Source organism: Rossellomorea sp. NPDC071047, assembly GCF_050270195.1.
Classification (GTDB): Bacteria; Bacillota; Bacilli; order Bacillales; family Bacillaceae_B; genus Rossellomorea.
This window is the reverse complement of record NZ_JBNNJT010000002.1, coordinates 143,848-159,503: the sequence shown is the minus strand read 5'-3', so window position 1 is coordinate 159,503 and position 15,656 is coordinate 143,848. Positions and strand designations below refer to the sequence as shown.

Annotated in this window: 17 protein-coding genes; 5 read left to right on the top strand and 12 right to left on the bottom strand. The window is 45.0% G+C overall.

What is annotated here, in order from left to right; all coding sequences use genetic code 11:
• Window positions 1-230 precede the first annotated feature (230 nt).
• The gene (locus ACQKFO_RS08515) at window positions 231-422 is read left to right on the top strand and encodes a hypothetical protein (protein WP_427597957.1); all 192 of its coding nucleotides are present in this window, start codon (window positions 231-233) and stop codon (window positions 420-422) included.
• 134 nt (window positions 423-556) lie between these two features.
• On the top strand, window positions 557-1,018 hold the full coding sequence (locus tag ACQKFO_RS08510) for a YusW family protein (RefSeq protein ID WP_427597956.1): 462 nt from the start codon (window positions 557-559) through the stop codon (window positions 1,016-1,018).
• A 65-nt stretch (window positions 1,019-1,083) separates the two neighbouring features.
• On the opposite strand, the gene abc-f is transcribed toward ACQKFO_RS08510, so the two are convergent.
• Entirely contained in the window at window positions 1,084-2,733 is a 1,650-nt protein-coding gene (abc-f, locus tag ACQKFO_RS08505; protein ID WP_427598878.1) for a ribosomal protection-like ABC-F family protein, read from the bottom strand.
• A 399-nt stretch (window positions 2,734-3,132) separates the two neighbouring features.
• Between abc-f and ACQKFO_RS08500 the strand changes: the two genes are divergently transcribed.
• Window positions 3,133-3,906 carry a TerC family protein gene (locus ACQKFO_RS08500; RefSeq protein ID WP_148967434.1) on the top strand — a complete coding sequence of 258 codons (774 nt, stop codon included), beginning with the start codon at window positions 3,133-3,135 and terminating at the stop codon, window positions 3,904-3,906.
• 56 nt (window positions 3,907-3,962) lie between these two features.
• Here the strand turns inward: ACQKFO_RS08500 and ACQKFO_RS08495 are convergent, their stop codons facing one another.
• The 4 genes from ACQKFO_RS08495 to ACQKFO_RS08480 form a co-directional block, all read right to left on the bottom strand.
• Entirely contained in the window at window positions 3,963-5,084 is a 1,122-nt protein-coding gene (locus tag ACQKFO_RS08495) for an NADH-dependent flavin oxidoreductase (protein WP_427597955.1), read from the bottom strand.
• A 130-nt stretch (window positions 5,085-5,214) separates the two neighbouring features.
• The gene (locus tag ACQKFO_RS08490; protein WP_427597954.1) at window positions 5,215-5,544 is read right to left on the bottom strand and encodes a hypothetical protein; all 330 of its coding nucleotides are present in this window, start codon (window positions 5,542-5,544) and stop codon (window positions 5,215-5,217) included.
• Window positions 5,545-5,565: 21 nt separating this feature from the next.
• Window positions 5,566-6,963, bottom strand: a complete 1,398-nt coding sequence (rlmD, locus tag ACQKFO_RS08485) for a 23S rRNA (uracil(1939)-C(5))-methyltransferase RlmD (protein ID WP_427597953.1) — start codon at window positions 6,961-6,963, stop codon at window positions 5,566-5,568.
• 15 nt (window positions 6,964-6,978) lie between these two features.
• Window positions 6,979-7,848, bottom strand: coding sequence for a DNA-3-methyladenine glycosylase family protein (locus tag ACQKFO_RS08480; protein WP_427598877.1), 870 nt, complete (start codon window positions 7,846-7,848; stop codon window positions 6,979-6,981).
• 163 nt (window positions 7,849-8,011) lie between these two features.
• On the opposite strand from ACQKFO_RS08480, the gene ACQKFO_RS08475 reads away from it, so the two are divergent.
• Window positions 8,012-8,509: a DUF4362 domain-containing protein gene (locus ACQKFO_RS08475; protein ID WP_427597952.1), complete on the top strand. Its 498-nt coding sequence runs from the start codon at window positions 8,012-8,014 to the stop codon at window positions 8,507-8,509.
• 31 nt (window positions 8,510-8,540) lie between these two features.
• Here the strand turns inward: ACQKFO_RS08475 and pdaA are convergent, their stop codons facing one another.
• The 5 genes from pdaA to ACQKFO_RS08450 form a co-directional block, all read right to left on the bottom strand.
• The gene (pdaA, locus tag ACQKFO_RS08470) at window positions 8,541-9,317 is read right to left on the bottom strand and encodes a delta-lactam-biosynthetic de-N-acetylase (protein ID WP_427597951.1); all 777 of its coding nucleotides are present in this window, start codon (window positions 9,315-9,317) and stop codon (window positions 8,541-8,543) included.
• A 235-nt stretch (window positions 9,318-9,552) separates the two neighbouring features.
• Window positions 9,553-10,122, bottom strand: a complete 570-nt coding sequence (locus ACQKFO_RS08465) for a DUF4825 domain-containing protein (RefSeq protein ID WP_427597950.1) — start codon at window positions 10,120-10,122, stop codon at window positions 9,553-9,555.
• 118 nt (window positions 10,123-10,240) lie between these two features.
• Entirely contained in the window at window positions 10,241-11,797 is a 1,557-nt protein-coding gene (locus tag ACQKFO_RS08460) for a fumarate hydratase (protein WP_427597948.1), read from the bottom strand.
• Window positions 11,798-11,881: 84 nt separating this feature from the next.
• Window positions 11,882-12,328, bottom strand: a complete 447-nt coding sequence (locus tag ACQKFO_RS08455; RefSeq protein WP_427597947.1) for a GNAT family N-acetyltransferase — start codon at window positions 12,326-12,328, stop codon at window positions 11,882-11,884.
• A 332-nt stretch (window positions 12,329-12,660) separates the two neighbouring features.
• Window positions 12,661-12,843: an SE1561 family protein gene (locus ACQKFO_RS08450; protein ID WP_034761313.1), complete on the bottom strand. Its 183-nt coding sequence runs from the start codon at window positions 12,841-12,843 to the stop codon at window positions 12,661-12,663.
• Between the two features lie 114 nt (window positions 12,844-12,957).
• On the opposite strand from ACQKFO_RS08450, the gene yfkAB reads away from it, so the two are divergent.
• A complete protein-coding gene (gene yfkAB / locus ACQKFO_RS08445) occupies window positions 12,958-14,085 on the top strand; it encodes a radical SAM/CxCxxxxC motif protein YfkAB (protein WP_427597945.1) in 1,128 nt (375 codons plus the stop codon).
• Between the two features lie 285 nt (window positions 14,086-14,370).
• Here yfkAB and ACQKFO_RS08440 read toward each other — a convergent pair whose 3' ends face one another.
• Window positions 14,371-14,553, bottom strand: a complete 183-nt coding sequence (locus tag ACQKFO_RS08440) for a hypothetical protein (RefSeq protein ID WP_427597944.1) — start codon at window positions 14,551-14,553, stop codon at window positions 14,371-14,373.
• A 104-nt stretch (window positions 14,554-14,657) separates the two neighbouring features.
• Complete coding sequence (locus tag ACQKFO_RS08435; RefSeq protein ID WP_427597943.1) at window positions 14,658-15,500, bottom strand: YfkD family protein; 843 nt, start codon at window positions 15,498-15,500, stop codon at window positions 14,658-14,660.
• Window positions 15,501-15,656 lie beyond the last annotated feature (156 nt).

The following is a 15,656-nucleotide window of genomic DNA, read 5'->3' as shown; positions in this document are numbered from 1 at the left end:
AAAAAAAGAGCATACCTAAGAATATTATTCCGGCATGTGATCTACAATTCCTTCTAAATCTAAACCTTTTTCCACCAAGATCCATAGCCTATTGGCAATCTCTTTTTGCTCAAGTATTATTATCTATATTTTTCCATATGATAATGATAAGATAGTAACAGAAGCAACACCTACAGGACGTTCACCTGCTTTTACCTAACAGGGTTTATAAAAAAAGGAGGTTTTCGAAAATGGTTTGGTTATTTGTTCTGATTCCCCTTTCCTTCATGATTGGAGTGGTCATCGTGGGCAGTATCAAAGAAACTTACTTTTCTCAAGGGTACCTTACTGGTGATTGCTATGATACGCATAAGAGTGAGGGCTATAATGCTTATTGCCAGGGACAGTCCAATCATTTGAAGTTCTGGACTGGCGGGCGGTAATTTGATAAGGAAGAAGTTGTGTTTGAAAGGCATTGCTGAGTGCAATGCCTTTTTCTTGTTGAAATACGAAAGCACATGATTCATTTATCCACATTTGGGTAAACTATCCTTATCATCATAAAGGAGGTCATTGTATGCATAGGAAAACAACATGTATCTTCTCTGTCCTGTTCTCTTTGGTTCTTTTAGCCGGCTGTAATGACAAGGAAGAGGTAAAGAACCCTCCTGAAAATGCACCAGTTGAGGACACTGCCAATAATAATGAGGGAGCGAAAGATGAAGCTTTTACTTTTGCGAACTTTGATTTAGAGGTTGACTACAAGGGAAAGAAAACAATCGACGTGGATTACGAGAACGAGAAAGACTCGACGGAAGCGAAATATCAGGATGATCTCAATGATCAAAATTTGACTTCTGATGAAGCGATGGATAAGCTTACCCCGATCTTCAAAGATTTCTCGTTTGATCAGGATACCGATGAACAAGAGGTCATCAAACAAGTGAAAGAAGCATTTTCAGTTGAGGATGGCTATGAGAAATTCGAGCTGGAGATTACATTCCCTAATGGGACGGAAAAAGAATACAGAGAAATGTAAGCACCTGCTTTCTTTCAAACAAAGGGACAATTCAACCGTTTTTATTCGATTGAATTGTCCCGTTTTTACTTCAACTTATTTATTTGTTCCGTCAGCTCTTTAAATTTCCGATCCAGTTCCTCATATTCCTTATCCCCTGCCATCATAAAACTGAGCCTTCCCAACACTGCCTGTCTCTCCGTCTCAAGCTTCAACCGCAGCTCTTCCTGGTCATCCCGTTCTGAAGCAGGCTCATTCAACTGTTTTTGAATCCTGCCGTGCGCGATCACGAGTTTCGTACTCGTCGTTTTCTCTAGAAAATAACGGTCATGGGTCACGACAATCAAAGTCCCATTGTATTGCGAGAGGGTTTCCTCAAGCTGTTCACGGGAAGCAAGATCAAGATGGTTTGTCGGCTCATCCAGAACAAGCACATCTTTTTCTTCTAGAATATACTTCATCAGCTTGCACTTTACACGCTCTCCCATACTCATATTCCCGATAGGTTCCCGCCAGTGGGTCGTCTGGAATCCCAGGTGCTTCATGAGCGTCTGGACTTTCCCTCTCTCCTCGAAGGTTTCCTTGTGGAAAAGCTGTTCAGGCGTTTCGTCAAGGGGGAGGTCGAACACTTCCTGCGTCAGATAGCCGATCTCTGCAGATGGTGAAATCCATACATCACCGTCAGCCGCCTCTTGCCCCATGATTACCTTTAATAATGTCGTCTTCCCGCTTCCATTCGGTCCGATGATCGACACCTTTTCCCCATGCTGGATCGTGAAATTGGCTTTTCTGAATAGTATTCGTCCCTCAAATGCTTTCTCCAGATTTTTCACTTCCAAGAATCGCTTTCCTGTTTTGTTTGAGGCCTGAAGGGAGAATTGCACAGTATGTTCTTCCGGCACCGCATCCACCTTTGCTTTTTCAAGCTCTTTCAGAAGACGCTTCTGCTTCGATTTCACCTGGCTGTCCGTCCGTTTTGCTTTTACCCGGTAGTATTCTTTAAATCCTTCCTGTTTCGTGGACTGGGCGTGGGCTTTTTGTGACCAGGATGTGAGCTCTTTCATCTGATTTTCGATCCGTTCCACCATTTTCTGCTGCTTCTCGTATTCACGCTGCTGTGTGAGCCGTTTCTGTTTTCGCGCTTCCATGTAGCTCGAATAATGACCTCGATGCTCAATCAGCTTCCCATGTTCGATCGCCCAGATTTTGTTCACCGCTTGATCTAAAAAATACCGGTCATGGGACACGAGAATGATCGTCCCCCTATACTCCTTGATCTGATTCGTCAGTAGTTCCATGCTCCCGTGATCCAGGTGGTTCGTCGGTTCATCCAATAGAAGGAGGTCGGCATTATTCGCAAACCCTTTTGCAAGCCGGGCCTTCAGCTTTTCTCCGCCGCTCAAGTGCAGAAACTCATGATTCGGCACCTGCCATTTCTCCAGCAGCCTTGCTTCAGAAGGTGTCGTTTCGTCAAAGGAATAGGAATCCGTTTCCTGTTCGACCATCCCGATGTTCAAGTCGTGATGCAACCACTGGATTGCACCTTCGGAAGGCACTAAATCCCCGTGGATCAACTGAAGCAGAGTAGTCTTCCCTGCGCCATTCTGCCCGATGATCCCGATGACATCCCCTTCCTGTACACCAGCATTCACTTTCTCAAATAATCTCTGTTTCGTCACTTCATAGCTTATATTCACTAACTTCATTAATTCTCTCATACCATTTTCCCCTCTCATCAAAGGGAGAACAAAAAAATCCTCCCATTTTTTCTGGAAGGATTAGCCGTACCTGTCGCGCTCAAAGAAAGCTATTATCGATCAATAGCTGAAACAATGTATAAAAATGGGCAGACTAATCCTATTTTAGTTAATTTGAAATATGGAATTTCAAACCTCGCGAAAATAAGATCAGTTCTTCATCGTCCACCCATCACTCCTGTAATATTTAGTAAATTCACTATATCATGAAATGATTTGGAAGTGCAAAAAAAATTGAAAATATCTAAAAAAACCCAATACCAATAAAGGATTAGATTCACAATCAGTGGTATGATAAAAACTGAGGTCTAGTATTACATTAACTGGTCGACCAGCATTATGTGTTGGCTCGATGTTTAGTGGAAAGGAGCACTTTATTTGGAATCAATCTGGTTAGAATATGGATGGACATTACTGATCCTAATCGGCCTTGAGGGATTATTATCTGCAGATAATGCCCTTGTTCTCGCCGTCATTGCGAAACACCTTCCCGACGATGAGAAGAAAAGAGCCATCAAATACGGAATTTTCCTTGCCTTTGCCTTTCGTTTTGGTGCCTTATTTGCGATTTCCTTTATCGCAAATGTCTGGCAGATCCAGGCGATCGGAGCAGCCTACCTTCTTTACCTGGGCTTAAAGCATGTCATCAAAGCACGCTTTGGAAAAGAAAACGAAAATATTCGTGAAGACACAGAAGAGGAAGCTGCCGGAAAAGGATTCTGGCCGACGGTCGGGAAGATTGCATTGGCAGACCTTGCCTTTGCCATTGATTCGATCCTAGCAGCTGTGGCCCTTGCCCTTGGACTCCCCGATTCTCCCCTTGATGATTTTGGCGGGATGGACGGCGGACAATTTATCATCGTTGTCCTCGGAGGAATTGCCGGGCTGATTTTGATCAAATATGCTGCAACCTGGTTTGTGCAGCTGCTTGAAAAGCGCCCTGCTTTAGAAACAACCGCCTATGCGATTGTCGCCTGGGTCGGAGTGAAGCTCGCGGTCATCACACTGGCTCATGAAGATATTCATATCCTGGATCATGATTTCCCTCATAGCACCCTTTGGACCCTCACGTTTTACGGAGTCCTTGTGGCTATCGCCTTGTTTGGGTGGTTCGCACCGGGAAACAAAGAATCTCAGCATAGTGAAAGTTAGGTGAAAAAAATGCCCTGTGAATCTTCACAGGGCATTTTCTTTCCAAGACTGACTCCCTACACTCCCGGGAACCAGCCAGGCGTATTCACAATTGCATTCCATAACGGATCGGGAACGACCAATTCTTCCTGTTTCCCTTTATCTATCTCCGTCACAATGTCCTCTTCTCTTCCTTCTTCTATCTTCTTCAGCCAATCGGGATCAATGATCAGTTCACGACCAAGGGCCAATAGCGGAACGCCTGTACTGAACGCTTTATGTGCATCGTCGGCAGAATAGATCGAACCTACACCAATCAGTGGTGTACGGTCACCGATGGTTTCCAATAGATAGTCCATTCTTGTTTTCTCAATGTCCTTAACGCCTCTTCTTGGCTTCGAGAAGAACTCAAACAGGGAAACGTGAAGATAATCAAGGTCCCTGTCTGCAAGGGCATCTACAAGGGTAAGGGTATCACCCATTGTGAATCCATTGTCTTCAGGCTCCTCAGGTGAAAAACGGTATCCAACCAGGAACGATGGATCCGCATGCTCAGCGACCACACTCTTCACCTTATCCACGATGGCAAGCGGGAACGTCATACGTTTTTCCAGGCTGCCGCCATAACGGTCTTCACGACGATTTGTCATCGGGGAAAAGAATTGATGGATCAGATAACCGTTCGCTCCGTGGATCTCCACGCCATCATATCCCGCTTCTATCGCTCGGCGGGTCGTCTCACCGAAAGCATCGATGATATTCTCGATCTCTGCTTCTGTTAATGCTCGGGCTTTCTTCTCTCCGTTCTCACCCTTTACGTCACTAGCGCTCACAACATCCCCATCTGGAACCAAATCCTGAGGACATTGTACACCTCCGTGGAAAATCTGGAGAACGGCTTTTGCCCCCTGATCTTTGATTCCCTTCGCCAATCTCTCAAGGCTCGGGATCATTTCATCGGAGTCCCCGCCGAACTCACCCGGGAATCCCTTTCCATCAGGTGTTACATACGTGCAAGCCGTGATCACCATGCTGACATCCTTGGAACGTCTCGCATAGTATGTGACCTCTGCATCCGTAACGTTACCCTGCTCATCCGAAGAGAAGTTCGTCATCGGCGCCATGATGATGCGGTTCTTTAATTCGACTCCGTTTTTGAATGTATAGGGGGATAATAGCTCTTTATATTTATTGTTCATGATTTTGCCTCCTTGTGGTTGTTCAAGGGACATCTTAATAGATAAACAGGTTTATTGACCAGACATCTGCTTGGAGGATGTGCCGGTAATATGAAAAATGGGCATCCCTCAACGACTGAGGAATGCCCTATTACTTGCTTTGTAGTGTGGTTTCAATCAAATACTCAAAAAATTTCTTTACGGCTTCATGGGAGAAATCGATGTCACCTGCATTATCTATATCAACAATAATAGGAGTAAAGTCATCGCCATCACGAACAAAGCAGTACCCATCTCTTTCTTCGAAGATTCTCTCAATCCCATAGCCGAATTCAATATCTGTGATCACAAAACCATCATTTAATCTGCGTCCAATTGTATCTGAGTAGTAGTGTCTATCATGAATATCATCATATCTTAGATACCTTACCTTCACCTTTCCCACTAAACTCTTCCTTTCTTCTAAAATTGTCGCTGTCAAGAAAGAGGATTCCAACAATTTTTATTTGAGAACCAGCTTCGCCACAACCTCCACATGTGCGGTCTGCGGGAACATATCCACCGGCTGCAAATATTCCACCCTATACTGTTTCTTCAAGTAATCGATATCCTTCGCCAGAGTCGATGGGTTGCAGGAGACATACACGAATGTCTTCGGTTTTACTTCTTTTAACGTATCAAGAAGCTTGTTGTCGCAACCGGTTCTTGGCGGATCGACCACGACGACATCAGGACGCCAGCCTTCGTTCTTCCACTTAGGCATGAGGGTTTCGGCACCCCCGACGAAGTATTCGGCATGACTCACTCCAAATTTCTTCGCGTTCTTCTTCGCATCATCGATCCCTTCCTTGATGACGTCCATGCCGCGGATTTCTTTCGCTCCATCAGCAAGCCATAATCCGATGGTTCCGACTCCACAATAGGCATCGACGACTTTTTCTTCACCAGTGAGGGCCGCTGCTTTTTTCGCTTCGTTGTAGAGCTTGCTCGTCTGTATCGGGTTTAGCTGGAAGAATGCGCGTGCGGACAGTTCGTATGTGAACTCTTCCAGGCGTTCTTCGATGCTTTCTTTACCTGACAGATGAATCGTTTCATCTCCAAAGACGAGTGCAGTCTTCTTCGGATTGATGTTTTGGGCGATGGAAACGACTTCCGGTAGTCGTTTCTGGATCTCGTTGATCAGCAATTCCTTGCGGGGGATTTTTTTCTCAGACGTCACGAGTACGACCTGAACTTCCCCTGTTTCAAACCCGATACGTGTGACGATTGTTTTCAGGATCGGCTTTTTCTTTTTATCATCAAAGACAGGGATGTTGAAATCATTAATGATGCGCTTGATTTCCGTTGTCACTTTATTTGTAAGCGGGTGCTGCACGATACATTCGTCGATGTCGATCAGCTTGTTTGAATTCATGCTATATAGGCCTGCGATAGCCTTGCCGTTTTGAGTCCCCACTTGGAATTGGCTTTTGTTCCGGTAGTGCCAAGGGTTGTCCATTCCAATCGTCGGGCGGATGTCCAGGTCTTCCAATCTAAGCTTTGTGTGACGCTCGAGGGATTGGAGCAGGATATCCCGTTTTGCATCCAGCTGTCCTTCATATGAGAGATGCTGAAGCTGACAGCCTCCACACTGCTCGTAGACCGGGCAGGGGGCTTTGGTGCGTTGTGGTGACTTCTTCCGGATCTTTTTGATGCGGGCTTCGGTGAATTTCGGGTGGACCTTGGTCACTTCGACGACCACTTCTTCCCCTGTCAGTGCTCCTGGTACGAAGACGATCTTTCGTTTAAAGAATCCGACTCCTTCACCGTTGATGCCGATTTTTTTTATCGTTAGAGGAAACTGTTGTTTCAGCTCGATTTTCACTTCATTGTGCTGCTTTTTTTCGTATTGCTTTTTCATTGGTTCACGTCCGTTCTATTCGATACTTCTCCATAAATACAAGGATGCATAGCTTAAATAAGGATGCCAGGATGTGCTGAATTGGTCAAGCTCGTCCATGGTCGGTTTTTGATCCATTTGGAATAGTTTCTTGATGGCGTTTTGGATGCCGATGTCCGCTTTCGGGAACAGGTTTGGCCTGCCGAGTCCGAATAACAGAAAGCTTTGGGCTGTCCATGGGCCGATGCCGCGGATTTTGGTAAGTACCTTGATGACTTCTTCGTCCGGCTGCCCGGCTAGTTTGTCCAGGTCCAGTTCTCCGCTTGCTACCTTCTGTCCGATGCCAATTGCATATTCCGCTTTCCGCTGACTGAATTGCAGCTCCCGCAGTTCTTCCACTGTGAGGCAGGCAACTTTTTCCGGTGATGGATAGAACCAGACCCCGTCCTTCTCCCAGCCGTATTTCGTCACAAAACGATGGGTCAGCGTGAAGGCAAACTTCAGGTTCAGCTGCTGATGGATGATGCTTTTGATAATCGTCGCAAACGGGTCGAATTCCAGGATGATGGGCGTGCCGATATGCTCCTCGAAAATCGGCTTCAGATCAGTTTGCAGGAAGTGCTCGTGCATGTCGCGAAGACCGGTGTGCCACTGAAAAATGTCCGAAATCCGGTTTTGCTTCTCTTCAAGGCTCTCTTCCTTTTCAAATGTCATACTGAATTCAGGCTGATCCGTGGTGCCTGTCGCCTGAACCTTGATGACCTCCCCATTCCCATCCGGGAGATAATATGGAACCTTCACGCTTCGGTTTTCCTGATCCACTGCATTCAACGGATCCAGCGCGAGCCTCTCCAATACCCGGTCAAAATTATACGGTCCTTCAACCTTAACATCCCTTATCACCATCATCCTCATCCTTCCGCACAAAACTTGTAAGTGTATTATAGCATACCGTAAGTGTAACACTTCAACGTTGTCGTCCGTCTGATGCAGTAGCTGAGGGACGGACCTCTAAAAGTACTGGAGCAGCTAAAGTATAGGGACAGTTAAAATAATAGGGACGGACCTCATGGAATTTCCGAAAGGGATGATTTGGTTGGTTAGGAAATCGATAATGGCTGGTTTGTTCCTTTTATTCTGTGTTGGTGGTTGTGAAGAGCCTGGGGATCAGGTGGAGACTGAAGCAGGGAAACAGGTGGGAGCTTATGAGCCTGTAGAAACAGATGTAGTGAATACTCATGGGAATATAGAGAATATGGAGCGTTTTGTAGAGTTTTTTAAGAATGTTAGGGATGATGTGGAGGATCGCATTCGGATTGTTACTTATACAGAAGAAGGTGATCCTATCTTACATGACATCGAGTATGACGGGGATGTACTTCATTCCGTTCGGGACTCACGCCGGGATACGTTTGGTAGGGGTGAGATTGTAGAGATGTCTTGCGAGAATATAAAGTATATACAAAATGGGAAAGTGGCGGACAATATGTACAAGTTGGCCGATTGTGACCGGAAAGATCCCGATGACAGTGTGCTTTGGTTTGAAGGGACGGACCTCAATTCCTAGGACCAGGTCCTAGGAATGAAGGTCCGTCCCTCTATTTTTTCACCATTGGATGTTCATTCAGGCTTTTGAAGGTGTAGCCTCTTTTCTTTAGGTCTTTTATGGCTTTTTCCATGGCGTCTGCGTTGTCTTTGGAGACGGAGTGCAGAAGGATGATCGCGCCTGGATGTGCCTGGGCCATGATATTGTCGTACGAGTATTGCCAGCCTCTTTGCTGATCGGTTTTCCAATCGATGAAGGCGACTGACCAAAAGACGTGGGTGTAGCCTTCTTCTTTCGCGATTTGAAGTGTACGTTCAGAGAATACGCCTCTTGGGGGACGCAGGTATTTCATTTCTTTCTGACCGGTTAGTTCTTTCGTTTTCACTTTTACTTTCTCCAACTCTTCCCGGATTTTCTGATCGGAACTTGCCGTGAAGTCCGGATGATGCCAGGAATGGTTCCCTACGATGTGTCCTTCTTTCACCATTCGCTTGACCAGGTCTTCAGCGCTTAGTAAGTAGTGACCTGTTACGAAGAAGGTTGCTGGCACTTTTTCCTGTTTCAACACATCAAGGATCTGTCCTGTGTAGCCATTTTCATACCCATTGTCAAAGGTTAGATACAGGACTTTTTTATCCGGTGACCCCTTATAAAAGGCGTCATATTTCTCAAGCAGCCGATCATGCTGTGCTCCTGCTTCTGCAGGGACTTCATTCTGACTTTTCTTAAATCCCCAGCCAATCGGGTTATTCGAAGCTGCATAGGCTTGTGCCGGGATGAGCAATACTAAGATTGACGCTATGATCAACACTTTTAGTGATTTCCGCAAAATTGAACCCTTCTTTCACATTCCGTTTCCCTTAGTTTTTGAGAACGGGAAGGATTCATGTGTACTAAAAGTATCCATAAATGGGTGTGATCTTGGGAAATGAATAAATTGCTTGTGGGTTGTCCAAACTCGCGCAGGGATCCTTTGAATTTGTACCACTTTAACCGGATGTTGAGCAAATGGCAAGCACGACTTCCATCAACTGCAAACCATCAAAGACCAAGGTCCGTCCCTCTCACTCAAAAAACGTCTGATACTTCGTAGCCATTTCAGTTAGTTTCCCTTTATGTTCATCGATAAATTCAGATACGGTTTTTTTATCCCAAATGGCCTCGCCTGTTGGGAATTCTTTAAATTCATCCTGGAGGTTCTTGACCATTTTGTCCCTTGAAACGGATACCATGGATTCATCTACCTGGAAGTGATATTCCTGGGCATTCGGAACGAGAAGTGTCAGGTAGATGGCGTTGTAATAAAAGTTCTTCCGGTCGGCATGCTTACCGTCAAACCAAAACTCATCCACGTCACTTTCAGGAAGGCTCCCTTCTTTATTCCCATAGGTCACCTTCACCATTTCCCCTGAAAGATCGATTGCCTGAATGGTTTCTCCACCGGGTAATTCCTGAAGGATCGCACTGACCTTGGAGTTATCCCCTACATAGGTTCCGCTGTTTTCTTTTAACATATCAACGTTTACATCTTCAATGGAAGTAATATTCGATTTTTCACTATTGCTTGCACACCCAGTTAAGAACACCATCAAGGAAAGAAACAACATGCTCACTAATTTATTGAAAATCATCATAGCCCTCCAGCTCCTGTTTGTATGTAATACGAAAAACATGTGTTTATGGTTTCATATTTTAACATAAATACCCAATAGAAAAACCACCCCGCATCATAACGAGGTGGTCCTTTTTCCTTTATTTAAAAACAGGCTCTTTAAACTGAGCTAATTTTTCCAATGACGATTTATCCACTTCTTCATGAAGGCTGTTTCCATGGGAGTCCATCGTTACAACCGCTGTGAAGCCTTCCACATTCAGGTGCCACATGGCTTCAGGAATACCGAACTGCATCAGATCCACTCCGTCTACCCCTTTGATGCAATCTGCGTAGTACTGTGCCGCTCCACCTATGGCATTCAGGTACACACCGCCATGATCTTTCAAGGCAGCAAGGGTTTTCGGACCCATTCCACCTTTTCCGATGACCGCCCGGATACCGAAACGCTTCATGATGTCCCCCTGATAAGGCTCCTCACGAATCGATGTTGTCGGGCCAGCCGCTTTCACGTGCCAGTTGCCTTCATCGTCCTTCAGCATGACCGGACCACAGTGATAGATGATTTGACCATCAAGATCCACTGGTGCATCATTCTCACTCAGATGCTTGTGGATCGCGTCACGTCCAGTGTACATGCGGCCGTTGATTTGAACCACATCCCCCACTTTCAGCTCACGGATTTTTTCTTCCGTGATTGGAGCTTGTAGTACCACAACGTTCGGCTGTTCCCCCGATGAAGCCGCTGCCGTTTCAAGCTCAGCTTCAGATCCTTGAGTAAGATCGATCTTCTCGCCTTCCTGATAGAACCATTCGTCGATACCGCCTGATTCCACATCAAGCTTCACTCCTAAACGACGGAATGCCCAACAGTTATACGCAACAGATACGAAGAAGCTGGCAGGAATGCGGTTCATTACGCCGACCTTACATCCTAGCAGAGTCGTTTCGCCGCCGAATCCCATCGTGCCGATTCCAAGCTCATTCGCATGGTCCATCACATACTCTTCTAACTTACGAAGATCTTCATTCGCATTCACATCATCAACGGAACGGAATAATTGTTCTTTTGCCAAGTCATAGCCTGAAGAACGGTCTCCCCCGATTCCGACACCGATGAATCCGGCACTGCACCCTTGCCCTTGGGCCTGATACACCGAATGCATCACGCATTTACGGATCCCATCCAGGTCACGTCCGGCACGGCCCAATCCTTCAAGCTCGCACGGAAGGCTGTACTGGATGTTTTTATTTTCACAACCGCCACCCTTTAAGATCAGGCGCGCATCGATATAATCCTTTTCCCACTGCTCGAACTTGATGACCGGTGTCCCTAAGCCAAGATTGTCCCCTGAGTTTGCCCCAGTCAATGAATCCACTGAGTTTGGACGAAGCTTTCCGTCCTTCGTCGCCTGTACCATCGCAGCATAAATCGCTTCTTTGATATCAAGCTGATTCACGCCGACCGGTGTTTTTATTTTAAAAGTCGGAAGTCCCGTATCCTGACAAATCGGTGATACATTGTCATCCGCCATCTTTACATTATTTGAAATCGTATCCAGGCTCATCGCCGAACGCGTGCCGGCGTTCTCACGGGCTTTCGCCGAACGGATCGCACGTCTGACATCCTTTGGCAGGTTCGTGGATGTTTCCACAATCAATTCGTACATACTTTGCTGTAAGGTCTCTTTATTCATCGTTCTCCCCCTCTAAAGATCTCAAAAACAGTCTTAATTTTCATACATTATTATACTCCTATAAGAATGAGATTGAAAGGGATTTCACAATGGAATTTCCTTCTCGAAATAACATGAAACCTCGTCTTCTTCCTTATAAATGTACCCGTTGTTTTGGTAAAACCGGATAGCGTCCGACCACTGTTTGTTGGTTTCGAGGATGAGGTAACGAGCCCCAAGGGAGTGTGCTTTTCCTTCCAGGAATCCAAGCATGATACGGCCGAGACCACATTTCCTGTATGGGGATCGGACTGACATTCTCACAATCTGATACGTGTCGTCTGATTCTTTTCGAATCGCTCCTGTGCAGATGATGTCGTCACCCTCTTTTCCTACAAAAAAATGATTCTCCGTGCCGTCATATTCTACGGATATGTCATGAATATCCGGATTCAAGGTGTGATCGATGAATCCGAATCGTTCGAGGAAACCTGACAGAACCACGTTTTTTGCCTGCTCGCACTGGTGTTTTTCGATTGGTGTGATGATCATGGGGATGGATCGCTCCTTTAATAGATGTTTTTATTAAAGTTTGACGTTTTAGCGGGGAAATCCTGCTTGGTATTCTTGTCTACTATTCTGCATAGGATGAAGCGTGAGGTGTATGGGGCGGATATAAAAATTATAGACCGTTATGAATTTTTATCGACCGTTGTTCAGATTTATCAACTGTTATTTCATGTTTTCAACCGAATTCATCCGAATATCGACCGTTATACAAAATCCAACAAATTTCACAAAAACACCTTCACCACCGCTACCCACCTCGCGACCCAAATCATAGGTCCGTCCCTCAAAAAAAATAAGAGCCCCCTAAAGGACTCTTACTCACTCTTCTTAAATTGCTCGCATTTTACTTCTATATCATCGATCATGGCGATCAGGCGATCGATATCGTCAATGTCAGCTTGTTCGGGATCGATTGAGTCCAGAACGTCGACGAACAGGTTCAGGCGTTGTTTTAAATAGCTCACTTGTGAGTCTTTATCGTTGATAGCTTTACCCAAGAGTTCTCTCTCCTTTCAATACGTTTACTATGGTAACCAATAACTTTCGGATTGACAAGGGCTGGGCGTTTCTCAATAATGAATAGGTGACTTATTAATAAAGGAGCTTTTATAATGAAAACTGATACTCTCTCCAAGAAAATGTCGATTGACCATGATCCTTGGGAGGCTTATTTAGATGTGGATGAGCATGGTGATATCACGCTTTCCAATATAGAATTCACCACCACAACGCTCTGTAACATGAGATGCGAGCACTGTGCCGTCGGTTATACGTTATCTCCGAAGGATCCAAGCGCCCTTCCCATTGAATTGATTCTACAGAAGCTCGACGAAATCAAAACACTTCGTTCCCTTAGTATTACCGGCGGAGAGCCGATGATGTCAAAGAAGTCCGTTGAAAATTATGTCTTGCCCTTACTCAAGTATGCACATTCCAGAGGCGTACATACCCAAATCAACTCAAATCTGACCCTGGATCTTGACCGATACTTATTAATTGCCCCTTACCTGGATGTCCTGCACATCTCGCACAACTGGGGAACGATCGATGAGTTCATCGATGTCGGCTTTGCCAATATGGAACGAAAGCCAACGAGGGAACAGCGCCAGAAGCTATTTGACCGCATGATTGAAAACAGCCGTGCACTTTCTGAGCGTGGAGTCCTTGTATCGGCAGAAACCATGCTAAATAAAAACACACTGCCTTACCTGGAAAAAATCCATCGCCAGGTTGTTGATGAAATGAAGTGTGGCCGTCACGAAATTCACCCGATGTACCCGTCGGATTTCGCGTCAAGCCTTGAAACTCTTTCATTGGAAGAAACAAGGGAAGCAATCAGAAATATTCTTTCCTTCCGTGATGAAAACGTATGGATGCTATTTGGAACACTTCCATTCTATCCTTGCAGCTCTTCACAGGAAGACTTGGATTTTCTGAAGGAGCTTTATGCCGCTAAAAATGTCAGCGTCCGCAATGACCCTGACGGCCGTTCCCGTCTAAACGTCAACATTTTCACTGGAGATGTCATCGTCACAGACTTCGGCGACACGCCACCACTTGGAAATATAGCAAAGGATACCCTGCCTGACATTTTTGAAAAGTGGAAACAACAGCCTCTTGCAAAAGAGTTGAATTGCCATTGTCCAATGGCTCGCTGCCTAGGACCGAACGTGCTCGTGAAATCAATGTATTATGGAGATGTAGACTTTTCGAAGCGTGAAGCGAAGATTTCCCGGTGAAAATAGTGTGAAGGCTCAAATCTATTATGGATTTGGGCTTTTTTCATGGAAATTTGGGATCTGATTTTCTATTTATTAACTAACTTTCATGCCTCGTCGTGTCACTTTGGCTGTTTGTTGTGCCACTTCCGCCCAAATTTGTGCCACTTTGCGTGTTTGTTGCGCCAAATTGTGGACAGCACGCGGACTCGCAGGCCAAATACACATTGAAAACAAGCCCAACACAAGGTCCGTCCCTCTCCAACCAAAAAAAGAAACACAACGGACATTCATCCGGTGTGCTTCTTATCCGATTGGGCCGCGGTCGTTTTTCTTGAGTGGTTGGGCTATTTTTTCCAGGGCTGGATCCATTACATTGTATTTTTGTTTTTTTAACTCAGCATAGATCTTTGCTCTTCTCGCCCCGAACCATACTCTTAAAGTGATGAATGCCACTAATAGGCCTCCAAAAATAAGTAGATACTCCATGATATCCCTCCTTCAATTCTGAATATTCTAATTATTATAACATATCAAAGAAAATAATAAAAGAGTGAAATAAGTTTTACCCCATTTCACTCTTCCTCAAACATTTATCTTGGTGTTTCGCTTGCCATGAAGCCGAAGTGGACGTGATCCTGGACCGGAATCCATGCTCCGACTCCTTGGGATGTAACATTTTTCACGACGACGGAGCGTTTTGTTCCTTTCATCACAAGGAACACTTCACCGTAGGTTACTTTTCCTTTTTCGTTAATCGCCGGAGCGTAGGCATAGAGGTATCCAAGACGTTTAGGTGAAATATTGTACACCTGATCCTTCTTCGTACCTGCACCTACAATCGTTTGGAATGCAAGAGGCAGCTTTGACTTATCCATTGCTTTGATGAGCATCATTTTTTCTACATCATCTGCGTGTGGTACTTTAGCCGTCAAACCGCCCTTCACTACTTTTTGTGCTTCCTGGACGTAGTGGATTTGGTAGTTTGATTTACCTCCGCGGTTATCGAAGTAGTTCGTGTTGACCTTTTGATATTCCCAGTTAGGGGATGTCTCGGTTGAAGCATAGTTTAAAGGCCATTCCCCTAAATAAATCGTTGCCCGTAATCCAATGGTTGGTGCTTTATTCATCGTGGATTCATTCAGCATACGGATCAGGTTCGGATTTTCTATTTTCACATTCGATGTTTCGATCAGTTCCTGGGACCACTCACTCGGTTGGAGATACGGTTGATCCTGGGTTGAGTTGGGATACGTATTTTCCTTTGCTATATTTAATACTGAGTTCGGGATCTTTACGCTAGTATCTTCAGGTGGTTTCGGAGTTTTCTCCGTCGCTTCCTTGTTTTCTTTTTTAGGATTATTTTCAGCGTGAATACCCGTTGTTGCAACGAAAAATGCGAGTATGACCATAAGAACAGTGCGCATGATTTTCATGAAATTGACTCCTTTCAAACTAAACTTAAGGGTTTGCCGTTAGTTTTTCCTAGTTGGAAAAGCTTATCCCAAAAACTTTATTTGAAAGAATATTTACAAAATTCAAATTTCATTTTATACTATTAAGTATAAGAAAACAGTCAGGCTTCTACCTAC